Genomic DNA, 16,231 nt, shown 5'->3' with positions numbered 1-16,231 from the left:
GATCGATCCCCCGGAAAAAGGCGTCGCTCTATTCGCATCCGCCCGAAAATCGGGATCGATTTTCGGAAGGCACGACGCGAAACTCAAAGCGTTATAGCGAACGTTTGTACGCCCGCGTGGAATGTACGTCGCTCTAAGCCTGCCTGGTCGATTTGTAGACGTTGACGCCGAGTTCGCGAATTTTCTTGCGCAGCGTGTTGCGGTTGAGGCCCAGGAGTTCCGCAGCCTTGATCTGATTGCCGCGGGTTGCCGTCATCGAGGCCAGCACCAGCGGATATTCGACCTCGGAGAGAATGCGCTGATAGAGGCCGGCAGGCGGCAAATCGCCGGCGAATGACGCAAAATACCGCTGCAGGAAATGTTCCACCGCCTGGCCGATGGACAGGTCGTCGGGAATGAGGTTGCCGCCACCGGGAACGACCGGCCTCTCGCCGGTCTTCAGTTCCGCCTCGATGATCTCGGCGGAAATCTCATCCTGCGAATAGAGCGCGGCCAGCCTGCGGACAAGGTTTTCGAGCTCGCGCACGTTGCCGGGCCACGGATAGCGCTTCATCAGCTCGATGCCGCCGGTGGAAATGCGCTTGGTCTGCAGGCCCTCGCTGGCGCCGAGCTTGAAGAAGTGCCGCACGAGATCCGGAACGTCCTCGGACCGCTCGCGCAGCGCCGGCAGCCTTAGCGGCACGACGTTCAGGCGATAGAAGAGATCCTCGCGGAAAAGCCCCTGATTGATCAGCGTGCGCAGATCCTTGTTGGTAGCGGCGACGATGCGCACGTCGGTCTTGATCGGCGTGCGGCCGCCGACCGTGGTGTATTCGCCCTGCTGCAGGACACGCAGCAGGCGCGTCTGCGCTTCCATCGGCATGTCGCCGATCTCGTCGAGGAAGAGCGTGCCGCCTTCGGCCTGCTCGAAACGGCCGGTGGAGCGGTTCTGCGCGCCGGTGAAGGCGCCCTTCTCGTGCCCGAACAGTTCCGATTCGATCAGGTCGCGCGGGATCGCCGCCATGTTGATCGCAACGAAGGGCCCGCCGCGGCGGCGGCCGTATTCGTGCAGCGCGCGTGCCACCAGTTCCTTGCCGGTGCCCGATTCGCCTGAAATCATCACCGTCAGGTCGGTCTGCATCATGCGCGCCAGCATGCGGTAGATATCCTGCATGGCGGCCGAACGGCCGACCAGCGGCATCGTTTCCGGCGGCTCGTCCGCCCGCGCATCTATCTTTGGCCGTCGGGGTTCGGAAAGCGCCCGGTTGACGATGTTGAGAAGCTCGGTCAGGTCGAACGGTTTCGGCAGATATTCGTAGGCGCCGGTCTCGGAGGCGCGAATCGCGGTCATGAACGTATTTTGGGCGCTCATGACGATGACGGGCAGTTCCGGTCGCGCCTTCTTGATGCGCGGCAGCATGTCGAAGGCGTTCTCGTCCGGCATGACCACGTCGGTGATGACGAGATCGCCCTCGCCCGCCGCCACCCAGCGCCACAGCGTCGAGGCGTTGGACGTCACGCGCACCTCATGGCCGACGCGCGAAAGCGCCTGGTTGAGGACGGTGCGGATGGCCGCATCGTCGTCGGCGACGAGAATATTGCCGCGAACCGTCATTTGCGGTCTCCTTCGCCATCATCGTCTGTGCCGAACGGCGTTTCTTTCCAGGCTGGCATCAGAATGCGGAAAGTGGTTCCGCGCGGCGTCGAATCGCATTCGATGATGCCGCCATGCTCGCCGACTATTTTCGCGACCAGCGCAAGACCAAGCCCCGACCCGTTCGGCTTGGTGGTGATGAAGGGATCGAACAGGATCGGCAGGATATCTTCGGAAACGCCGGAGCCGTTGTCGCGCACGCAGAATTCGAGCGGCAGCGACACGCGGCCTTGCGATCCCGGAACGGAGACACGTATGCCCGGCCGGAACGCGGTCGACAGGGTGATCTCGCCTTGCGGATCGCCGCCAATGGCCTCGGCAGCATTCTTGACCAGGTTGAGGAACACCTGGATGAGCTGATCACGATTGGCAAAAACCGGAGGCAATGATGGATCATAATCCTCCAATATCTTGATCCGCTTGGAAAAACCGTTCTTGGCAATCGCCTTCACATGGTCGAGCACGACATGAATATTGACCGGATAGCGGTCGATCGGCCGCTCGTCGGAAAACACCTCCATGCGATCGACCAGCGAGACGATGCGGTCGGTCTCGTCGGTGATCAGCCGGGTCAGCGCGCGATCTTCATCGGAAGCAGACAGTTCGAGCAGCTGGGCAGCACCCCGTATGCCGGATAGCGGGTTCTTGATCTCGTGGGCAAGCATCGCGGCCAAGCCGGTCACCGAGCGTGCCGCGCCGCGATGCGTCATCTGCCGATCGATCTTGTCGGCCATCGATCGCTCCTGGAACATCACCACGACGGAACCCGGAAATTCCGACACCGGGGCGACATAGAGATCGACAACTTTCTCAATGCCAAGGCGCGGCGACGACACATCGACCCGATATTCGTTGACGGGTGCCCGGCGCTCGCGCACCTGGTCGACAAGCGTCAGCAACGGGCTGCCGAAGGGAATGAGCTTGGGTAGTGTGTTACGGGCGAGCATGGTCGCGCTCGAGCGGAAGAAATCCTCGGCATCGGCGTTGGCGAAGGTGATGAACCCTTCCGCATCGACCATGATCACCGGGCGGCGGATGGTGTTGAGCACGATGTGGGCGGCGTCCGCCATATCCGTGCTCTGTGTAACGGTGGCATTCATGCCGCGCCCCGCAGGTTCATCGCCTCGGGAGCGTGTGAAAGCACCTCGCGCAACGCGGCAATGACGCGGACGGGCTCGAAGGAGGTGAGGATGGCCTTTCGCTGCTCATCAGCGACGCCAGCGGCGTGGCGGTCGAGATACCAGCCAAGATGCTTGCGCGCCTGGCGCACGCCGCTTTCGGTGCCGTAGAGCGTCAGCATGTCCTCGTAGTGGGCAACGACATAGTCGGCCAACACTTCAGGGCTTTCAGGCACGCCGGGCGTTGCCTTCTTTGCCGCGGCTGTCGCGATGCTGCCTGCCGTCCACGGCGCGCCATAATGCGCGCGGCCGATCATCACCGCGTCGGCGCCCGACTGGTCGAGGATCATTGCTGCCTCGGCCAGCGAGCCGACATCGCCATTGGCAACGACCGGTATCGACACAGCCTGCTTTACGCGTGCGATGGCGCGCCAGTCGGCCTTGCCCTGGTAGAACTGGCAGCGCGTGCGGCCATGCACTGTCACCATCTTGACGCCCGCCTGCTCAGCGCGGCGCGCTAGCATCGGCGCGTTGAGCGCGCTTTCGTCCCAGCCGAGCCGCATCTTGACCGTGACCGGCACCTCGACCGCGCCGACCACCGCCTCGATCAGCGACAAAGCGTGATCGAGATCGCGCATCAGCGCCGAACCGGCATAGCCGCCCGTCACCTTCTTGGCCGGGCAGCCCATGTTGATGTCGATGATGTCGGCGCCCTCGCCCGCGGCTATACGGGCGCCCTCGGCCATGTGCGCCGCCTCACGGCCGGCAAGCTGCACCATGTGAACAGGCAGCCCGGAATGACGGATGCGCAAGCCGCAACCGGCCCTGCCTTTGGCAAGCTCGCCGCTCGCCACCATCTCCGACACGACCAACCCGGCGCCGTGCGCATAGGCACGCTGCCGGAACGGCTCATCTGATATACCCGACATGGGCGCGAGGAAGGCGCGATTGCGGATTCTCACACTTCCCACGTCCAGCGGCGAAGCCAATTTGGTCAGGTCAAGCATGCACAAAAACCAAGCATTTTTAATTGCTGCACATTCTCTAGCCAGAATGATAGCGAAGTGCAACGCGCAATGACGTCGCATTAAGGCGCATTTAGGAAAAATGCCGGCCTTCAGCCCCTACCGCGCCCAAGCGCCGTGCTTCTTTGGGAAGGACGCCTTGGGCACTTTGCATCTGCGCATGATCTCTTCCGAAAAGCGATTCCACTTTTCGGGATCATGCGCTAAGCGTCTCGGCATGACAGATGCAAGCGAAAAGCAAGCCTCGGCGGCGGACAACAAAGTTGCAGTCGTTATTGTCGCTGCCGGCCGCGGCGCGCGCGCGGGTCAGGCCGACGGGCCAAAGCAATACCAAAGGATCGGTGGCCGTGCCGTCATCGCGCGCACACTGGACGTGTTTTTGGCGCATCCGAGAATCGGTCCCATCGTCGTCGCCATCCATGCCGACGACAGCGCGCTTTTTCGCAGCGCCGCCGGAGCCAACGCCGATCGGGTCGTCACGGTAACGGGTGGCGAGTCCAGGCAAGACTCCGTTCGGCTCGGGCTGCTTGCGCTGAGAGGCCATGCGCCGGGCCAGGTTCTGGTCCATGATGCCGTTCGCCCTTTCGTCGACGCGGAATTGATAGATCGTACGATCGCCGCCATCGGCGAGCGCCAGGCAGCGCTGCCTGCCCTACCAGTCGCCGACACGCTGAAACGTGAATCGGCCGCCGGCATGATCGGCGAGACGGTTTCCAGGAACGGGCTTCATGCAGCCCAGACGCCGCAAGGCTTTCCGTTCTGGCCAATCCTGGCCGCCCACGAAAAGGCCCATCATCTCGGCAAGGCGGACTTCACCGACGATGCCGCGATCGCCGAGTGGGCACATATTCCGGTGAAAATCGTTCCGGGCTCGCCGGATAATGTCAAACTCACCTGGGCAAGAGATATTTCGATGGCGGATCAGCGGCTTTCCGGCGAACGGCCGCGCTTTCCAGACATCCGCACCGGCAATGGCTACGACGTTCATGCGTTCGAGCCCGGTGACCATGTCATGCTGTGCGGCGTCTCCATCCCGCACGACAAGAAACTGTCCGGCCATTCGGACGCCGACGTCGGCCTGCACGCCTTGACCGACGCGCTGCTCGCCACCTGCGGCGCCGGCGACATCGGCACGCATTTCCCGCCATCGGATCCGCAGTGGAAGGGCGCGGCCTCGCGGATCTTCGTCGAACATGCGGCGAGACTGGTGCGCGCGCGCGGCGGGCGCATCGCAAATGCCGACATAACGCTGATCTGCGAGTCGCCACGGGTCGGCCCGCATCGCGAAGCAATGACAGAAACCCTTTCGGCAATGCTGGGAATTTCCCGGAACCGTGTCTCGATCAAGGCGACAACCAACGAAAAGCTCGGCTTTGTCGGCCGCGAGGAAGGGATAGCCGCCATCGCGACCGCCAGTGTCGTGTTTCCAGGGGATGTCCCCGAATGAGCAACAACGATCTCGCAGATGCCCTGCTTCAAGCCTGCCAGCAGCGCGACATCATGCTGGCGACGGCCGAGAGCTGCACCGGCGGCATGATCATCGCCGCTCTGACCGACATCGCCGGCTCCTCCACGGTGGTCGACCGGGGTTTCATCACCTATTCCAACGAGGCCAAGACGGAGATGCTCGGCGTTTCCGCCGCCACGCTTGAGGCGCATGGCGCGGTCTCGCGGGAAACGGCGATCGAGATGGCGCAGGGCGCCCTGACCCGTTCGCGCGCCGGACTGACCCTCGCCGTCACCGGCATTGCCGGTCCAGGCGGCGGCTCGACGGAAAAGCCCGTCGGCCTGGTCTGGTTCGGTGTCGCCTTGACTGGTCGGCCGGTCGTCAGCGAATGTCAGTTGTTCACCGACAAAGGCCGCAATTTCATCCGCCAGGCGACGGTCAAGCATGCGCTTGAACTGGGCTTGCGCGCACTCGCTGCGGATCAGGCTGCTGGCGCTGGCCCATAGATGACGTCGGCGCGCTTCTCGAACGCCTCGGAGAACATGCGGAAGGCGCGATCGAACATCGTTCCCATCACAGCGCCCAGAATACGGCTCTTGAATTCGTAGTCGATGAAGAAGCAGACGTTGCAACCGCCGTCGGCCGGCTCGAAACGCCAGGCATTGCTCAAATATTTGAACGGACCGTCGATGTATTTTACGTCGATGGCGTTCTCGTCAGGCTTTAGCAGCACCTGCGTGGTGAAAGTCTCGCGGATCGCCTTGTAGCCGATGCTCATGTCGGCGATGAGCAGTGTGCGGCCGTTGCGTTCCTTGCGCGAGCGAACCGTCAGCGCCTCGCAAAGCGGCAGGAATTGTGGATAGGATTCGACATCGGCAACCAGAGCAAACATCTGCTCCGGCGTATGGGAAACGCGACGATGGGCTTCGAATTGCGGCATGAAACCAGTGTGTTAGGCGGACTTTCTGAGAAACGCTTCGCGCGCCGCGCGCAGCGTGGCGAAATCGTCGCCGGCATGGTGCGACGAGCGCGTCAGCGGGCTTGACGCCACCAGCAGGAAGCCCTTGGTCTTGCCGATGGTCTCGAAGGACTTGAATTCCTCCGGCGTGACGAAGCGGATAACCGGATGGTGCTTCTTCGACGGCTGCAGGTACTGGCCGATGGTCATGAAGTCGACATTGGCCGAACGCAGATCGTCCATCAGCTGCAGGATCTCGTTCCGCTCCTCGCCAAGGCCAACCATGATGCCGGATTTGGTGAAGATCGACGGATCGAGCTCCTTGACCCGCTGCAACAGCCTGATCGAATGGAAATAGCGGGCGCCCGGCCGGACCGTCAGATAGTTCGACGGCACGGTCTCCAGATTATGGTTGAAAACGTCGGGCTTCGCCGCCACCACGATCTCCAGCGCGCCTTCCTTGCGCAGGAAGTCGGGCGTCAGGATTTCGATCGTCGTCGACGGCGTTGCCGCCCTGATGGCGCGGATGACCTCGGCAAAGTGCTGAGCTCCGCCATCGGCGAGATCGTCGCGGTCGACGGAGGTGATGACGACATGGGTCAGACCCATCTGCTTGACAGCGTGGGCGACGCGGGCCGGCTCATCGGGATCGAGCGCGATCGGTATACCGGTAGCCACGTTGCAGAAGGCGCAGGCGCGCGTGCAGATCTCGCCCATGATCATGAAGGTGGCGTGCTTCTTTTCCCAGCACTCGCCGATATTGGGGCAACCGGCCTCTTCGCACACCGTCACGAGCTTGTGCGACTTCACGATCTCGCGCGTCTCGGCATAGCCTTTCGACATCGGCGCCTTGACGCGGATCCAGTCGGGCTTGCGCAGCACGTCCTGGTCGGGCTTGTGCGCCTTTTCAGGATGCCGCAGGCGCGGCGCATTGGCGATCGTGTCGAGGACGGTGACCATCTGAAATCCGGTTCGTTGGCGATCGCCTGTCCGACGTTCGCTTTTCACAAATCATCTAGGACTTTTCGCTGCAAAGAAAAAGGCCGCGGCGGCGCATGCCGCCACAGCCGTTTTCGCATGGCAAGAGTTCAGCAACTAACGGCGCACCATGCGCCCTACCCAGATCAGCAGGCAGGCACCAATGAAGCCGGTGATCAGATAGGCGATCCAGCCGGCGCCGAAGGCGCCGATGTTGAGCGCCTGCAGGATGGCATTCAGCACGATCGCGCCGACGATTCCAAGAATGACGTTCATCAATATGCCGGTGTTGCTCTTCATGAACATCTCGGCAAGCCAGCCTGCCAAACCGCCGATGATGATGGCTGCTACCCAGCCCACGCCGTTCACGTCCATATGCCATCTCCTCTGGTGATGAATGCATCCGGAAACGAATTACCTTGCCGTCGAGTTCCTTGGCTCTCGCGTATTGCGTCTCAAGCGGCCGATTTATCACGCGTTCAGCGCGCGGCCATAGGCGTCCAGCACGCTTTCTTTCATCATTTCCGACAGGGTCGGATGCGGGAAGATCGTGTGCATCAGTTCTTCCTCGGTGGTCTCCAGGTTCATCGCCACGACAAAACCCTGGATCAGCTCGGTCACTTCGGCGCCGACCATATGCGCGCCAAGCAACTGCCCCGTCTTCTTGTCGAAGATGGTCTTCACGAAACCCTGGTCCTCGCCGAGCGCAATCGCCTTGCCGTTGGCGGCGAACTGGAAGCGGCCGACGCGGATGTCCTTGCCCTCGGTCTTCGCTTTCGCTTCGGTCAAGCCGACGGAGGCTACCTGCGGGTTGCAATAGGTGCAGCCCGGAATCTTCAGCTTGTCAGTGGCGTGAACGCCTGGAAAGTTGGCGATCTTTTCCACGCAGACCACGCCTTCATGTTCGGCCTTGTGGGCGAGCATGGGCGGGCCAGCGACATCGCCGATCGCATAGATGCCGGGCACATTGGTCTTGCCGTAGCCGTCGACGACAACGCAGCCGCGGTCGGTCTTCACACCGAGCGCTTCGAGGCCGAGATTCTCGATGTTGCCCTGCACCCCGACGGCCGAGATCATCCGGTCGGCGGTAATCTTCTCGACCTTGCCGTCCTTCATTTCGACATGCGCGGTAACCGAGTTCGCGCCCTTCTCGACCTTGGTCACCTTGGCTTCGAGAATGATCTTCATGCCTTGCTTCTCGAACTGCTTCTGCGCGAATTTCGAGACCTCGGCGTCCTCGACCGGCATTACCGCCGGCAGCAGCTCGACCACCGTCACCTCGGCGCCCATGGTGCGGTAGAACGAAGCGAATTCGATGCCGATCGCGCCCGAACCCATCACCAGCAGCGACTTCGGCATCTCCTTCGGCACCATCGCCTCGAAATAGGTCCAGATCAGTTTGCCGTCAGGCTCGATGCCGGGCAGCGCACGCGGCCTGGCGCCGGTGGCAAGAATGATGTGCTTTGCGGTGTAGGTGCCCTCGCCCTTGACGCCCTTGGGCGCCGGCGGCTGCGGCTCCATCGGCTTCTTGGAGGATTTCGAAACAACAACCTCACCGGGCCTGGAGAGCTTGGCTTCGCCCCAGATGACGTCGACCTTGTTCTTCTTCATCAGGAAGGCGACGCCACCGTTCAGCCGCAGCGAGACCTTCCGCGAGCGGTCGACAACGGCAGCGGTGTCGACGCTGACCTTGCCGTCGATCTTCAATCCATAGTCCTTCAGATGATCGGAATAATGCATGATCTCGGCCGAGCGCAGCAGCGCCTTGGTCGGGATGCAGCCCCAGTTAAGGCAGATGCCGCCGAGATGCTCGCGCTCGACGATCGCCGTCTTGAAGCCGAGCTGGGCTGAACGCACCGCCGTGACGTAGCCGCCGGGGCCGGAGCCGATGATGATGACGTCGTAATTCTCAGCCATTTTGTGGTCCTTATTGAAGCGAGGCTTCACCGAAAAAAAGGCTTCGGTATCGAAATTGGCTCGTACCTCAGTATTAAAGGCGCGAAAGCTGGCTCATGCATCAGTATCAAAAGGGCGTCGGAAACCCAGAGCCCCAGAAATGCGTAACCTGCGAGAAGCCGACTTCGGCGGCCCTGCCAATGCACAGCCAACCAAATGCCAATGATCAGAAATGCATTGACTATCATGTCGCTAACATCACGCGCACCAGCGGTGCCAGCGCCTTGCCGATGTTTCGCGTGTTTTCGGCATCGAGATGCACGCCGTCGAGCGGCGTAGTCGTCGCCACCGTGCCCGCATCGAAGAAGCCGCAGCCGGCCTCGTCGGCAAGGGCGGAATATTGTGGTGCCAGCCGCTTCGACGCTTCATCGCCGCCGGCGAACATTTCCTTGAATTCGGCGTTTTCCGTACGGCTGACCGCGGGCGGCGCGACGATCAGGATCTGCGGCGCCGGCCAGTCGAACGGGTAGTCGTGCCCGCGCACGATATCGATCAGGCGCTCGATGCCTTGCTTGGCGGCGACCGGATTGCCGTGGATCCACGGCTTCATGTCGTTGGCGCCGAGCATGATGATGATCAGGTCGATCGGCGCATGCGTCATCAGGATCGTCGGCAGCACTCTAGCGCCGTTACGGTCGGCGCCGGCCAGATGATCGTCGAAGGCCGTTGTGCGGCCGTTCAAGCCTTCGGCAATGACTTCGATACCGCCTCCCAACGCCGCCTGCAGCACGCTCGGCCAGCGGTCCTCGAGCGGGTGGCGATCCAGGCTTGCCGCATCATAGCCCCAGGTCAGCGAGTCGCCGTAGCAAAGGACTGTTTTCATGCGTTTGCCCCGCTCCTGCCAAATCCTGCTTGTGCGCGCTTTACCCGCCAGCCCACGAACAGCCACTGGACCAACACCGTGGCGAGGCCCGGCAGGACGAGGCCGGCGACAATGGGAAGATCGCTCGACCACTGGCTCTTTCCGGGTGGCTGGGAAAAAGTCCAGGTAATCAGGCCAACCCCGACGAGCACAAAAAACGCAACCGCGATAAGCGACGTCAGGTTTATCGCGTTTTGCGGGTTCGACATAAACTGCGCGATGAAGAGGGCGACCGTCACGAGGATGGTGACGAGAGCCGAGATCATGAACACAAGGATGTACTCTACGTCGGCATCAGTGGCGACGGCGAGCCCCTGCGCCACCAATCCGCCGGCCAAACCGGAAAGGATGAAGGCAAAAAGGCTGGTGAAGAATTTCCGCACCGCCTTCTTCCTTTCTAGACCAGCATGCCCATCGGGTTTTCGATCATGCGCTTGAAGGCGACGAGCAGTTCGGCGCCGAGCGCACCGTCGACGGCGCGGTGATCTGTCGACAGCGTCACCGACATGATGGTGGCGATCTTGATCTCGCCGCTCCTGACCACCGCGCGCTCCTCGCCGGCGCCGACCGCCAGGATCGTCGCATGCGGCGGGTTGATGACAGCGGCAAAGTCCTTGATGCCGAACATGCCGAGATTAGACACTGCCGTGGTGCCGCCCTGATATTCTTCCGGCTTCAGCTTGCGGCTGCGGGCACGGCTGGCAAGGTCCTTCATCTCATTGGAAATGACCGACAGGGTCTTTTCGTCGGCACGCCGGATGATCGGCGTGATCAGGCCGCCGGGGATCGAGACCGCGACACCGACATCGGCATGCTTGTGCTTGACCATGGCGCTCTCGGTCCATGAGGCATTGGCATCCGGCACCGCCATCAGCGCCATCGCCATCGCTTTGATGACCATGTCGTTGACCGACAGCTTGTAGGCCGGCGCCTCCCCCTTGTCGGTCTTCCTCACCGGGGCGGCCGCATTGATCTGCGTGCGCAGCGCCAGAAGCGCGTCAAGCTCGCAGTCGAGCGTCAGGTAGAAATGCGGGATGGTGGTCGTGGCCTCGACCAGCCGGCGCGCGATGGTCTTGCGCATGGTGTCGTGCGGGACAAGCTCGTAAGAGCCTTCGGCGAACAGTTTCAGCACCTGGTCGTCCGACATTGGCTTGGCTGTGGCAACTGGAGCCGGAGCGCCGGTGGGCGCCGCTTTTGCAGCGGGCGCCTTGGTGCTGCCGCTGGAAATAGCTGCATCGACATCGGCCTTGACCACGCGGCCATGCGGGCCGGAACCGGTCACCGCTGAGACGTCGACGCCGGCTTCCCGGGCGATGCGACGGGCCAGTGGCGAGGCGAAGGTGCGCTCACCGCTTGCATGGCCATTGGCGACCGGAGCCGCTTCCGCCTTGGGCGCAGGTGCAGCGGCAGGTTCCGGCTTCGGCGCTTCGGGCTTTGGTGTTTCAGCTTTAGGGGCATCCGCTTTCGGAGCCTCGGCCTTTGTCGGCGCAGCGCCATCACCGCTCTTCGCGGCGGCCGCCGCATCCTCGCCTTCGGCGGCGAGCACGGCGATCAGCGCGTTGACCTTGACGCCTTCGGTGCCGGCCGGAACGACCAGCTTGGCGACCGTGCCTTCATCGACGGCCTCGACTTCCATCGTCGCCTTGTCGGTCTCGATCTCGGCGATCACGTCGCCCGGCGAAACCTTGTCGCCCTCCTTGACGAGCCATTTGGACAGATTGCCCTCTTCCATCGTGGGCGAGAGGGCAGGCATGGTGATGTTGATCGGCATTTTGTCCTCCCGCCCTGCTCAGCGATATGTGACGGCTTTGACCGCCTCGACGACCTCGCCGACATTGGGCAGCGCCAGCTTTTCGAGGTTGGCCGCATAAGGCATTGGCACGTCCTTGCCGGCAATGGTGATGACAGGCGCGTCGAGGAAATCGAAGGCGCGCTGCGACACCTGGTTGGCGATGTGGTCGCCGACCGAGTTCTGCGGAAATCCTTCCTCCACCACCACCAGACGGTTGGTCTTCTTGACCGAAGCGATAATGGTGTCGAAATCTAGCGGACGGATGGTCCTGAGGTCGATGATCTCGGCATCGATGCCCATGCCGCGCAATTCGGCCTCGGCCTTGATCGCATAGGTCATGCCAATGCCGAAGGAGACGATGGTGACGTCCTTGCCTGATTTATGGATGCGCGCCTTGCCGATCGGCAACACGAAATCGTCCATCTTCGGCACGTCGAAGGAGTGGCCATAGAGGATTTCGTTTTCGAGGAAGATGATCGGGTTCGGGTCGCGGATCGCGGCCTTCAGCAACCCCTTGGCGTCGGCGGCGGTGTAGGGCATCACCACCTTCAGACCGGGAATGTGGCTGTACCAGGCGGCATAGCACTGCGAATGCTGGGCGGCGACGCGGGCAGCCGCGCCGTTCGGCCCGCGGAAGACGATGGGCGCGCCCATCTGGCCGCCGGACATATAGAGCGTCTTGGCGGCGGAGTTGATGATCTGGTCGATCGCCTGCATGGCGAAGTTGAAGGTCATGAACTCGACGATCGGTTTCAGGCCAGCCATCGCGGCCCCAACGCCAACGCCGGCGAAACCATGCTCGGTGATCGGCGTGTCGACGACGCGACGCGGCCCGAATTCCTGCAGCAACCCTTGCGTGATCTTGTACGCGCCCTGGTACTCGGCGACCTCCTCGCCCATGACGAAGACGTCGCCATCGCGGCGCATCTCCTCGGCCATCGCGTCACGCAACGCCTCGCGCACAGTGGTCGAGACCATTTCCGTGCCGGCCGGGATGTCCGGATCGGCGGCAATTTCGGTTCTCGGCGCGGCGGCGACAGGTGCTGCCGCCTCGCTCTTGGCCGCAGCAGGTGGTGGCGCTGCTGTTTCAGCCTTGGCAGGTTCTTCTTCGCCGACGCCTTCGCCGGCCTTGTCGATGTCTTCGCCATCAATGGCGAGCACAGCGATCAGCGCGTTGACCTTGACACCTTCGGTGCCGGCAGGAACCACGATCTTGGCAAGCGTGCCTTCGTCGACGGCCTCGATTTCCATCGTCGCCTTGTCGGTCTCGATCTCGGCGATGACGTCACCGGCGACGACCTTGTCGCCCTCGTTCTTCAACCATTTGGAAACATTGCCCTCTTCCATGGTCGGCGAGAGAGCGGGCATGAGAATTTCGATCGGCATGTCCTTGCCCTCTCGTTACAGTACGATGTCGGTCCAGAGCTCGGACGGATCCGGCTCTGCGTCATTCTGGGCAAATTCAGCGGCGTCGGCGACGATATCGCGAACCTCCTTGTCGACGGCCTTGAGCTCGTCCTCATCGGCCCACTTCTTTTCGATCAGGCGCGCCTTGACCTGCTCGATCGGGTCACGCTCGGAGCGCATCTTCTGCACTTCTTCCTTGGAGCGGTACTTTGCCGGATCGGACATCGAGTGACCGCGGTAGCGGTAGGTCTGCATTTCGAGGATCAGCGGCCCCTTGCCGGCGCGGCACCATTCGGTGGCGAGATCGCCGGCTGCCTTGACCGCGCGGACGTCCATGCCATCGACCTGGATGCCGGGGATCTTGAAGGAGGCGCCGCGGTGCGAAAAATCCGTCTCGGCCGATGAACGCGATACCGAGGTGCCCATTGCGTAGCGGTTGTTCTCGATGATGTAGATCACCGGCAGCTTCCACAGCGAGGCCATGTTGAAGCTTTCATAGACCTGGCCCTGATTGGCGGCGCCGTCGCCGAAATAGGTCAGCGTCACATTGTTGTTGCCGCGATAGCGGTTGGCGAAGGCGAGGCCGGTGCCGAGCGAAACCTGCGCGCCGACAATGCCGTGGCCGCCGTAAAAATGCTTCTCCTTGGAGAACATGTGCATGGAGCCGCCCTTGCCCCGGGACAAGCCGCCGCGGCGCCCTGTCAATTCGGCCATGACGCCGCGCGGCGACAGTTCCATCGCCAGCATGTGGCCGTGATCGCGGTAGGCGGTGATCATCTGGTCGCCATCGACCAGCGCCATCTTCATGCCGGTAACGACTGCTTCCTGGCCGATATAGAGATGGCAGAAGCCGCCGATGAAACCCATGCCGTAGAGCTGGCCGGCCTTTTCCTCGAAACGGCGGATAAGCAGCATGCGCCGGTAGGCGTCAAGCTCCTCTTGCTTGGTGAAGTCGACAGGCTTGGGGGCTGAAAGCCCCGCCGATTTGCCGTCGGATCTGGATTTGGATTTGGCAGGCGCTTTTCTGGCGGCGGTGGCCATGCATCACTCCCTGTTGGCGTCTCTTGCGGACACTGAGGGAGATCAGCTCTCCCCACCGATTTTGGGGAGGCTAACACGCGAGAAGGCGTTTCGCCATGCCGAAAATGCATGGCTGACATGCGTCTAAGCGATTAAAATCATTGAAAATATTGCCGATTAACTGAAATATGGTTATCTTGCCGTAGCCGGTAACATGATGGTGATTTCGTCGGCGTGGGACATATTGAGCGCCTTGCGCGCCTGCTCGTCAAGCATGTCCTTCTCCAGCGTGCCCTGATGCATGAGCTGAACGCGACGCTGCAGGTCGAGCCGGCGCGCCTTGACGGCATCGAGCTTGCCTTGCAGGTCGACGGTTTCGGCTTCCAACCGGTACTTGGAATAGATGCCGAATTCGCCGTGATAGGCGTGGAATCCGAAATAGGCCAGGAACACCACGCAGAGCGAGGGAATGATCAGCCGCCCGGTATTTCTCTGCTTGTGCTGACGTGTCCACATGATCCAAATCCCATAAAGCGCCGCGCGTCCTCTTGGACGAGCAAAGGACGCTCTAACACTCTGCGACCTAGCCTCCTTTCTCGCCCAATTGTGCTTAATGGACGGTTACGGACGGCCGGATTGGCGGTGTAAAGCAAAAAGGGCGGAGAATGCCCCGCCCTTTCATTCCGGATATTTTCGGCTGGCTCAGCCTTTGACGATCGACTTGCCGGCATAGAGCGCCTGCTTGCCGAGTTCTTCCTCGATGCGGATGAGCTGGTTGTACTTGGCCATGCGATCAGAGCGCGACAGCGAACCTGTCTTGATCTGCCCGCAATTGGTGGCAACCGCGAGATCGGCGATGGTCGAATCTTCGGTTTCGCCCGAGCGATGCGACATGACAGCGGTGTAGCCGGCCTTGTGCGCGGTCTCGACGGCGTCAAGCGTCTCGGTCAGTGAGCCGATCTGGTTGACCTTGACCAGGATCGAATTGGCGACGCCCATGCGAATGCCGTCGCGTAGCCGCGCCGTGTTGGTGACGAACAGATCGTCGCCGACCAGCTGGGTCTTCTTGCCGATGAGGTCGGTCAGCGTTTTCCAGCCGTCCCAGTCGTCCTCGGCCAGCCCGTCCTCGATGGTGATGATCGGATAGTCGGCGGCGAGCTTGGCCAGATATTTGGCCTGGGTCTTCGGATCGCGGGTCTTCTTCTCGCCTTCATAGACGTAGTTGCCGTCCTTGAAGAATTCGGTGGCGGCGCAATCGAGACCGAGCGCAACCTCTTCGCCCGGCTTGAAGCCAGCCTGCTCGATCGATTCCATGATGAAATCGAGCGCAGCGGGCGCGCTCTTCAGGTTAGGAGCGAAGCCGCCCTCGTCGCCGACATTGGTATTATGGCCGGCGTCCTTCAGCCGCTTCCTCAGCGTGTGGAAGATTTCCGAGCCCCAGCGCACGCCGTCACGCAGTGTCGGCGCACCGATCGGCAGGATCATGAATTCCTGGAAGTCGATCGGGTTGTCGGCGTGGGCGCCGCCGTTGATGATGTTCATCATCGGCACCGGAAGCACATGCGCCTTGGTGCCGCCGACATAGCGATAGAGCGGCAGGCCAGCCGCTTCCGCCGCAGCCTTCGCCACTGCCAGCGACACGCCGAGGATGGCGTTGGCGCCGAGCCGGCTCTTGTTGGGCGTGCCGTCGAGCTCGATCATGGTCTGGTCGATGTGGATCTGGTTCTCGGCTTCCATGCCGCCAATCGCCTCGAACAGCTCGCCATTGACGGCCTCTACCGCCCGCAGGACGCCCTTGCCGAGGTAGCGGGCGCCGCCGTCGCGCAGCTCGACCGCCTCATGCGCGCCGGTCGAAGCGCCGGAGGGCACCGCTGCGCGGCCCATCGAGCCGTCTTCGAGCACGACGTCGACCTCGACGGTCGGGTTTCCGCGGCTGTCCAGGATTTCACGCCCGACAATGTCGATGATGGCGGTCATACGATGTCCCCGATTTGATCTGACAAAGCGTCGCGCACGTCTTAGCCAAAGTGCTGCA

Annotated in this window: 16 protein-coding genes; 2 read left to right on the top strand and 14 right to left on the bottom strand. The window is 62.1% G+C overall.

The features are described from left to right. Positions 1–133 precede the first annotated feature (133 nt). The 3 genes from ntrC to dusB are packed head-to-tail and all read right to left on the bottom strand — an operon-like array spanning position 134 to position 3,758. Complete coding sequence (gene ntrC / locus EN885_RS03465; protein ID WP_095488622.1) at positions 134–1,594, bottom strand: nitrogen regulation protein NR(I); 1,461 nt, start codon at positions 1,592–1,594, stop codon at positions 134–136. Next, complete coding sequence (locus tag EN885_RS03460) at positions 1,591–2,733, bottom strand: nitrogen regulation protein NR(II) (protein WP_128241049.1); 1,143 nt, start codon at positions 2,731–2,733, stop codon at positions 1,591–1,593. Before EN885_RS03460 ends, ntrC begins: the two co-directional genes overlap by 4 nt. After that, on the bottom strand, positions 2,730–3,758 hold the full coding sequence (dusB, locus tag EN885_RS03455; protein ID WP_095488620.1) for a tRNA dihydrouridine synthase DusB: 1,029 nt from the start codon (positions 3,756–3,758) through the stop codon (positions 2,730–2,732). Before dusB ends, EN885_RS03460 begins: the two co-directional genes overlap by 4 nt. A gap of 235 nt (positions 3,759–3,993) precedes the next feature. On the opposite strand from dusB, the gene EN885_RS03450 reads away from it, so the two are divergent. Beyond that, complete coding sequence (locus EN885_RS03450; RefSeq protein WP_128241050.1) at positions 3,994–5,223, top strand: bifunctional 2-C-methyl-D-erythritol 4-phosphate cytidylyltransferase/2-C-methyl-D-erythritol 2,4-cyclodiphosphate synthase; 1,230 nt, start codon at positions 3,994–3,996, stop codon at positions 5,221–5,223. Next, on the top strand, positions 5,220–5,729 hold the full coding sequence (locus tag EN885_RS03445) for a CinA family protein (RefSeq protein ID WP_126106660.1): 510 nt from the start codon (positions 5,220–5,222) through the stop codon (positions 5,727–5,729). Before EN885_RS03450 ends, EN885_RS03445 begins: the two co-directional genes overlap by 4 nt. Here EN885_RS03445 and EN885_RS03440 read toward each other — a convergent pair. From EN885_RS03440 to eno, 11 genes are all read right to left on the bottom strand, one after another. Beyond that, positions 5,705–6,163, bottom strand: a complete 459-nt coding sequence (locus EN885_RS03440; protein WP_126106661.1) for a type II toxin-antitoxin system RatA family toxin — start codon at positions 6,161–6,163, stop codon at positions 5,705–5,707. The two genes, EN885_RS03445 and EN885_RS03440, sit on opposite strands and share 25 nt — an antisense overlap. A 12-nt stretch (positions 6,164–6,175) precedes the next feature. Then, on the bottom strand, positions 6,176–7,141 hold the full coding sequence (lipA, locus tag EN885_RS03435; protein WP_128241051.1) for a lipoyl synthase: 966 nt from the start codon (positions 7,139–7,141) through the stop codon (positions 6,176–6,178). Positions 7,142–7,276: 135 nt separating this feature from the next. Continuing rightward, positions 7,277–7,534: a GlsB/YeaQ/YmgE family stress response membrane protein gene (locus EN885_RS03430; protein ID WP_128241052.1), complete on the bottom strand. Its 258-nt coding sequence runs from the start codon at positions 7,532–7,534 to the stop codon at positions 7,277–7,279. Between the two features lie 96 nt (positions 7,535–7,630). Then, complete coding sequence (gene lpdA, locus EN885_RS03425) at positions 7,631–9,076, bottom strand: dihydrolipoyl dehydrogenase (RefSeq protein ID WP_128241053.1); 1,446 nt, start codon at positions 9,074–9,076, stop codon at positions 7,631–7,633. A gap of 223 nt (positions 9,077–9,299) precedes the next feature. Continuing rightward, positions 9,300–9,938, bottom strand: a complete 639-nt coding sequence (locus tag EN885_RS03420; protein ID WP_095488613.1) for an SGNH/GDSL hydrolase family protein — start codon at positions 9,936–9,938, stop codon at positions 9,300–9,302. Further along, the gene (locus EN885_RS03415) at positions 9,935–10,360 is read right to left on the bottom strand and encodes a hypothetical protein (protein WP_095488612.1); all 426 of its coding nucleotides are present in this window, start codon (positions 10,358–10,360) and stop codon (positions 9,935–9,937) included. Before EN885_RS03415 ends, EN885_RS03420 begins: the two co-directional genes overlap by 4 nt. 14 nt (positions 10,361–10,374) lie before the next feature. After that, positions 10,375–11,748 carry a pyruvate dehydrogenase complex dihydrolipoamide acetyltransferase gene (locus EN885_RS03410; protein WP_128241054.1) on the bottom strand — a complete coding sequence of 458 codons (1,374 nt, stop codon included), beginning with the start codon at positions 11,746–11,748 and terminating at the stop codon, positions 10,375–10,377. 18 nt (positions 11,749–11,766) lie between these two features. Further along, positions 11,767–13,155 carry a pyruvate dehydrogenase complex E1 component subunit beta gene (locus tag EN885_RS03405; RefSeq protein WP_095488610.1) on the bottom strand — a complete coding sequence of 463 codons (1,389 nt, stop codon included), beginning with the start codon at positions 13,153–13,155 and terminating at the stop codon, positions 11,767–11,769. Between the two features lie 15 nt (positions 13,156–13,170). Further along, the gene (gene pdhA / locus EN885_RS03400) at positions 13,171–14,217 is read right to left on the bottom strand and encodes a pyruvate dehydrogenase (acetyl-transferring) E1 component subunit alpha (RefSeq protein ID WP_095488609.1); all 1,047 of its coding nucleotides are present in this window, start codon (positions 14,215–14,217) and stop codon (positions 13,171–13,173) included. Between the two features lie 171 nt (positions 14,218–14,388). Next, on the bottom strand, positions 14,389–14,712 hold the full coding sequence (locus EN885_RS03395) for a septum formation initiator family protein (protein WP_095488608.1): 324 nt from the start codon (positions 14,710–14,712) through the stop codon (positions 14,389–14,391). Positions 14,713–14,898: 186 nt separating this feature from the next. Further along, positions 14,899–16,173, bottom strand: a complete 1,275-nt coding sequence (gene eno, locus EN885_RS03390) for a phosphopyruvate hydratase (protein ID WP_095488607.1) — start codon at positions 16,171–16,173, stop codon at positions 14,899–14,901. Positions 16,174–16,231 lie beyond the last annotated feature (58 nt).

This window comes from Mesorhizobium sp. M6A.T.Cr.TU.014.01.1.1 (assembly GCF_004022765.1).
Lineage (GTDB): Bacteria > Pseudomonadota > Alphaproteobacteria > Rhizobiales > Rhizobiaceae > Mesorhizobium > Mesorhizobium mediterraneum.
The sequence above is the reverse complement of the archived record's forward strand: the minus strand, read 5'-3'. Positions and strand labels throughout refer to the sequence as shown.

Excerpts from the sequence above, each read along its gene's own strand:
- EN885_RS03460 (WP_128241049.1), bottom strand. The coding sequence starts at position 2,733 with ATGAATGCCACCGTTACACAGAGCACGGATATGGCGGACGCCGCCCAC.
- EN885_RS03440 (WP_126106661.1), bottom strand. The coding sequence starts at position 6,163 with ATGCCGCAATTCGAAGCCCATCGTCGCGTTTCCCATACGCCGGAGCAG.
- lipA (WP_128241051.1), bottom strand. The coding sequence starts at position 7,141 with ATGGTCACCGTCCTCGACACGATCGCCAATGCGCCGCGCCTGCGGCAT.
- EN885_RS03410 (WP_128241054.1), bottom strand. The coding sequence starts at position 11,748 with ATGCCGATCAACATCACCATGCCTGCCCTCTCGCCCACGATGGAAGAG.
- EN885_RS03445 (WP_126106660.1), top strand. The coding sequence starts at position 5,220 with ATGAGCAACAACGATCTCGCAGATGCCCTGCTTCAAGCCTGCCAGCAG.
- EN885_RS03430 (WP_128241052.1), bottom strand. The coding sequence starts at position 7,534 with ATGGACGTGAACGGCGTGGGCTGGGTAGCAGCCATCATCATCGGCGGT.
- EN885_RS03420 (WP_095488613.1), bottom strand. The coding sequence starts at position 9,938 with ATGAAAACAGTCCTTTGCTACGGCGACTCGCTGACCTGGGGCTATGAT.
- EN885_RS03405 (WP_095488610.1), bottom strand. The coding sequence starts at position 13,155 with ATGCCGATCGAAATTCTCATGCCCGCTCTCTCGCCGACCATGGAAGAG.
- pdhA (WP_095488609.1), bottom strand. The coding sequence starts at position 14,217 with ATGGCCACCGCCGCCAGAAAAGCGCCTGCCAAATCCAAATCCAGATCC.
- EN885_RS03395 (WP_095488608.1), bottom strand. The coding sequence starts at position 14,712 with ATGTGGACACGTCAGCACAAGCAGAGAAATACCGGGCGGCTGATCATT.
- eno (WP_095488607.1), bottom strand. The coding sequence starts at position 16,173 with ATGACCGCCATCATCGACATTGTCGGGCGTGAAATCCTGGACAGCCGC.
- ntrC (WP_095488622.1), bottom strand. The coding sequence starts at position 1,594 with ATGACGGTTCGCGGCAATATTCTCGTCGCCGACGACGATGCGGCCATC.
- EN885_RS03450 (WP_128241050.1), top strand. The coding sequence starts at position 3,994 with ATGACAGATGCAAGCGAAAAGCAAGCCTCGGCGGCGGACAACAAAGTT.
- lpdA (WP_128241053.1), bottom strand. The coding sequence starts at position 9,076 with ATGGCTGAGAATTACGACGTCATCATCATCGGCTCCGGCCCCGGCGGC.
- dusB (WP_095488620.1), bottom strand. The coding sequence starts at position 3,758 with ATGCTTGACCTGACCAAATTGGCTTCGCCGCTGGACGTGGGAAGTGTG.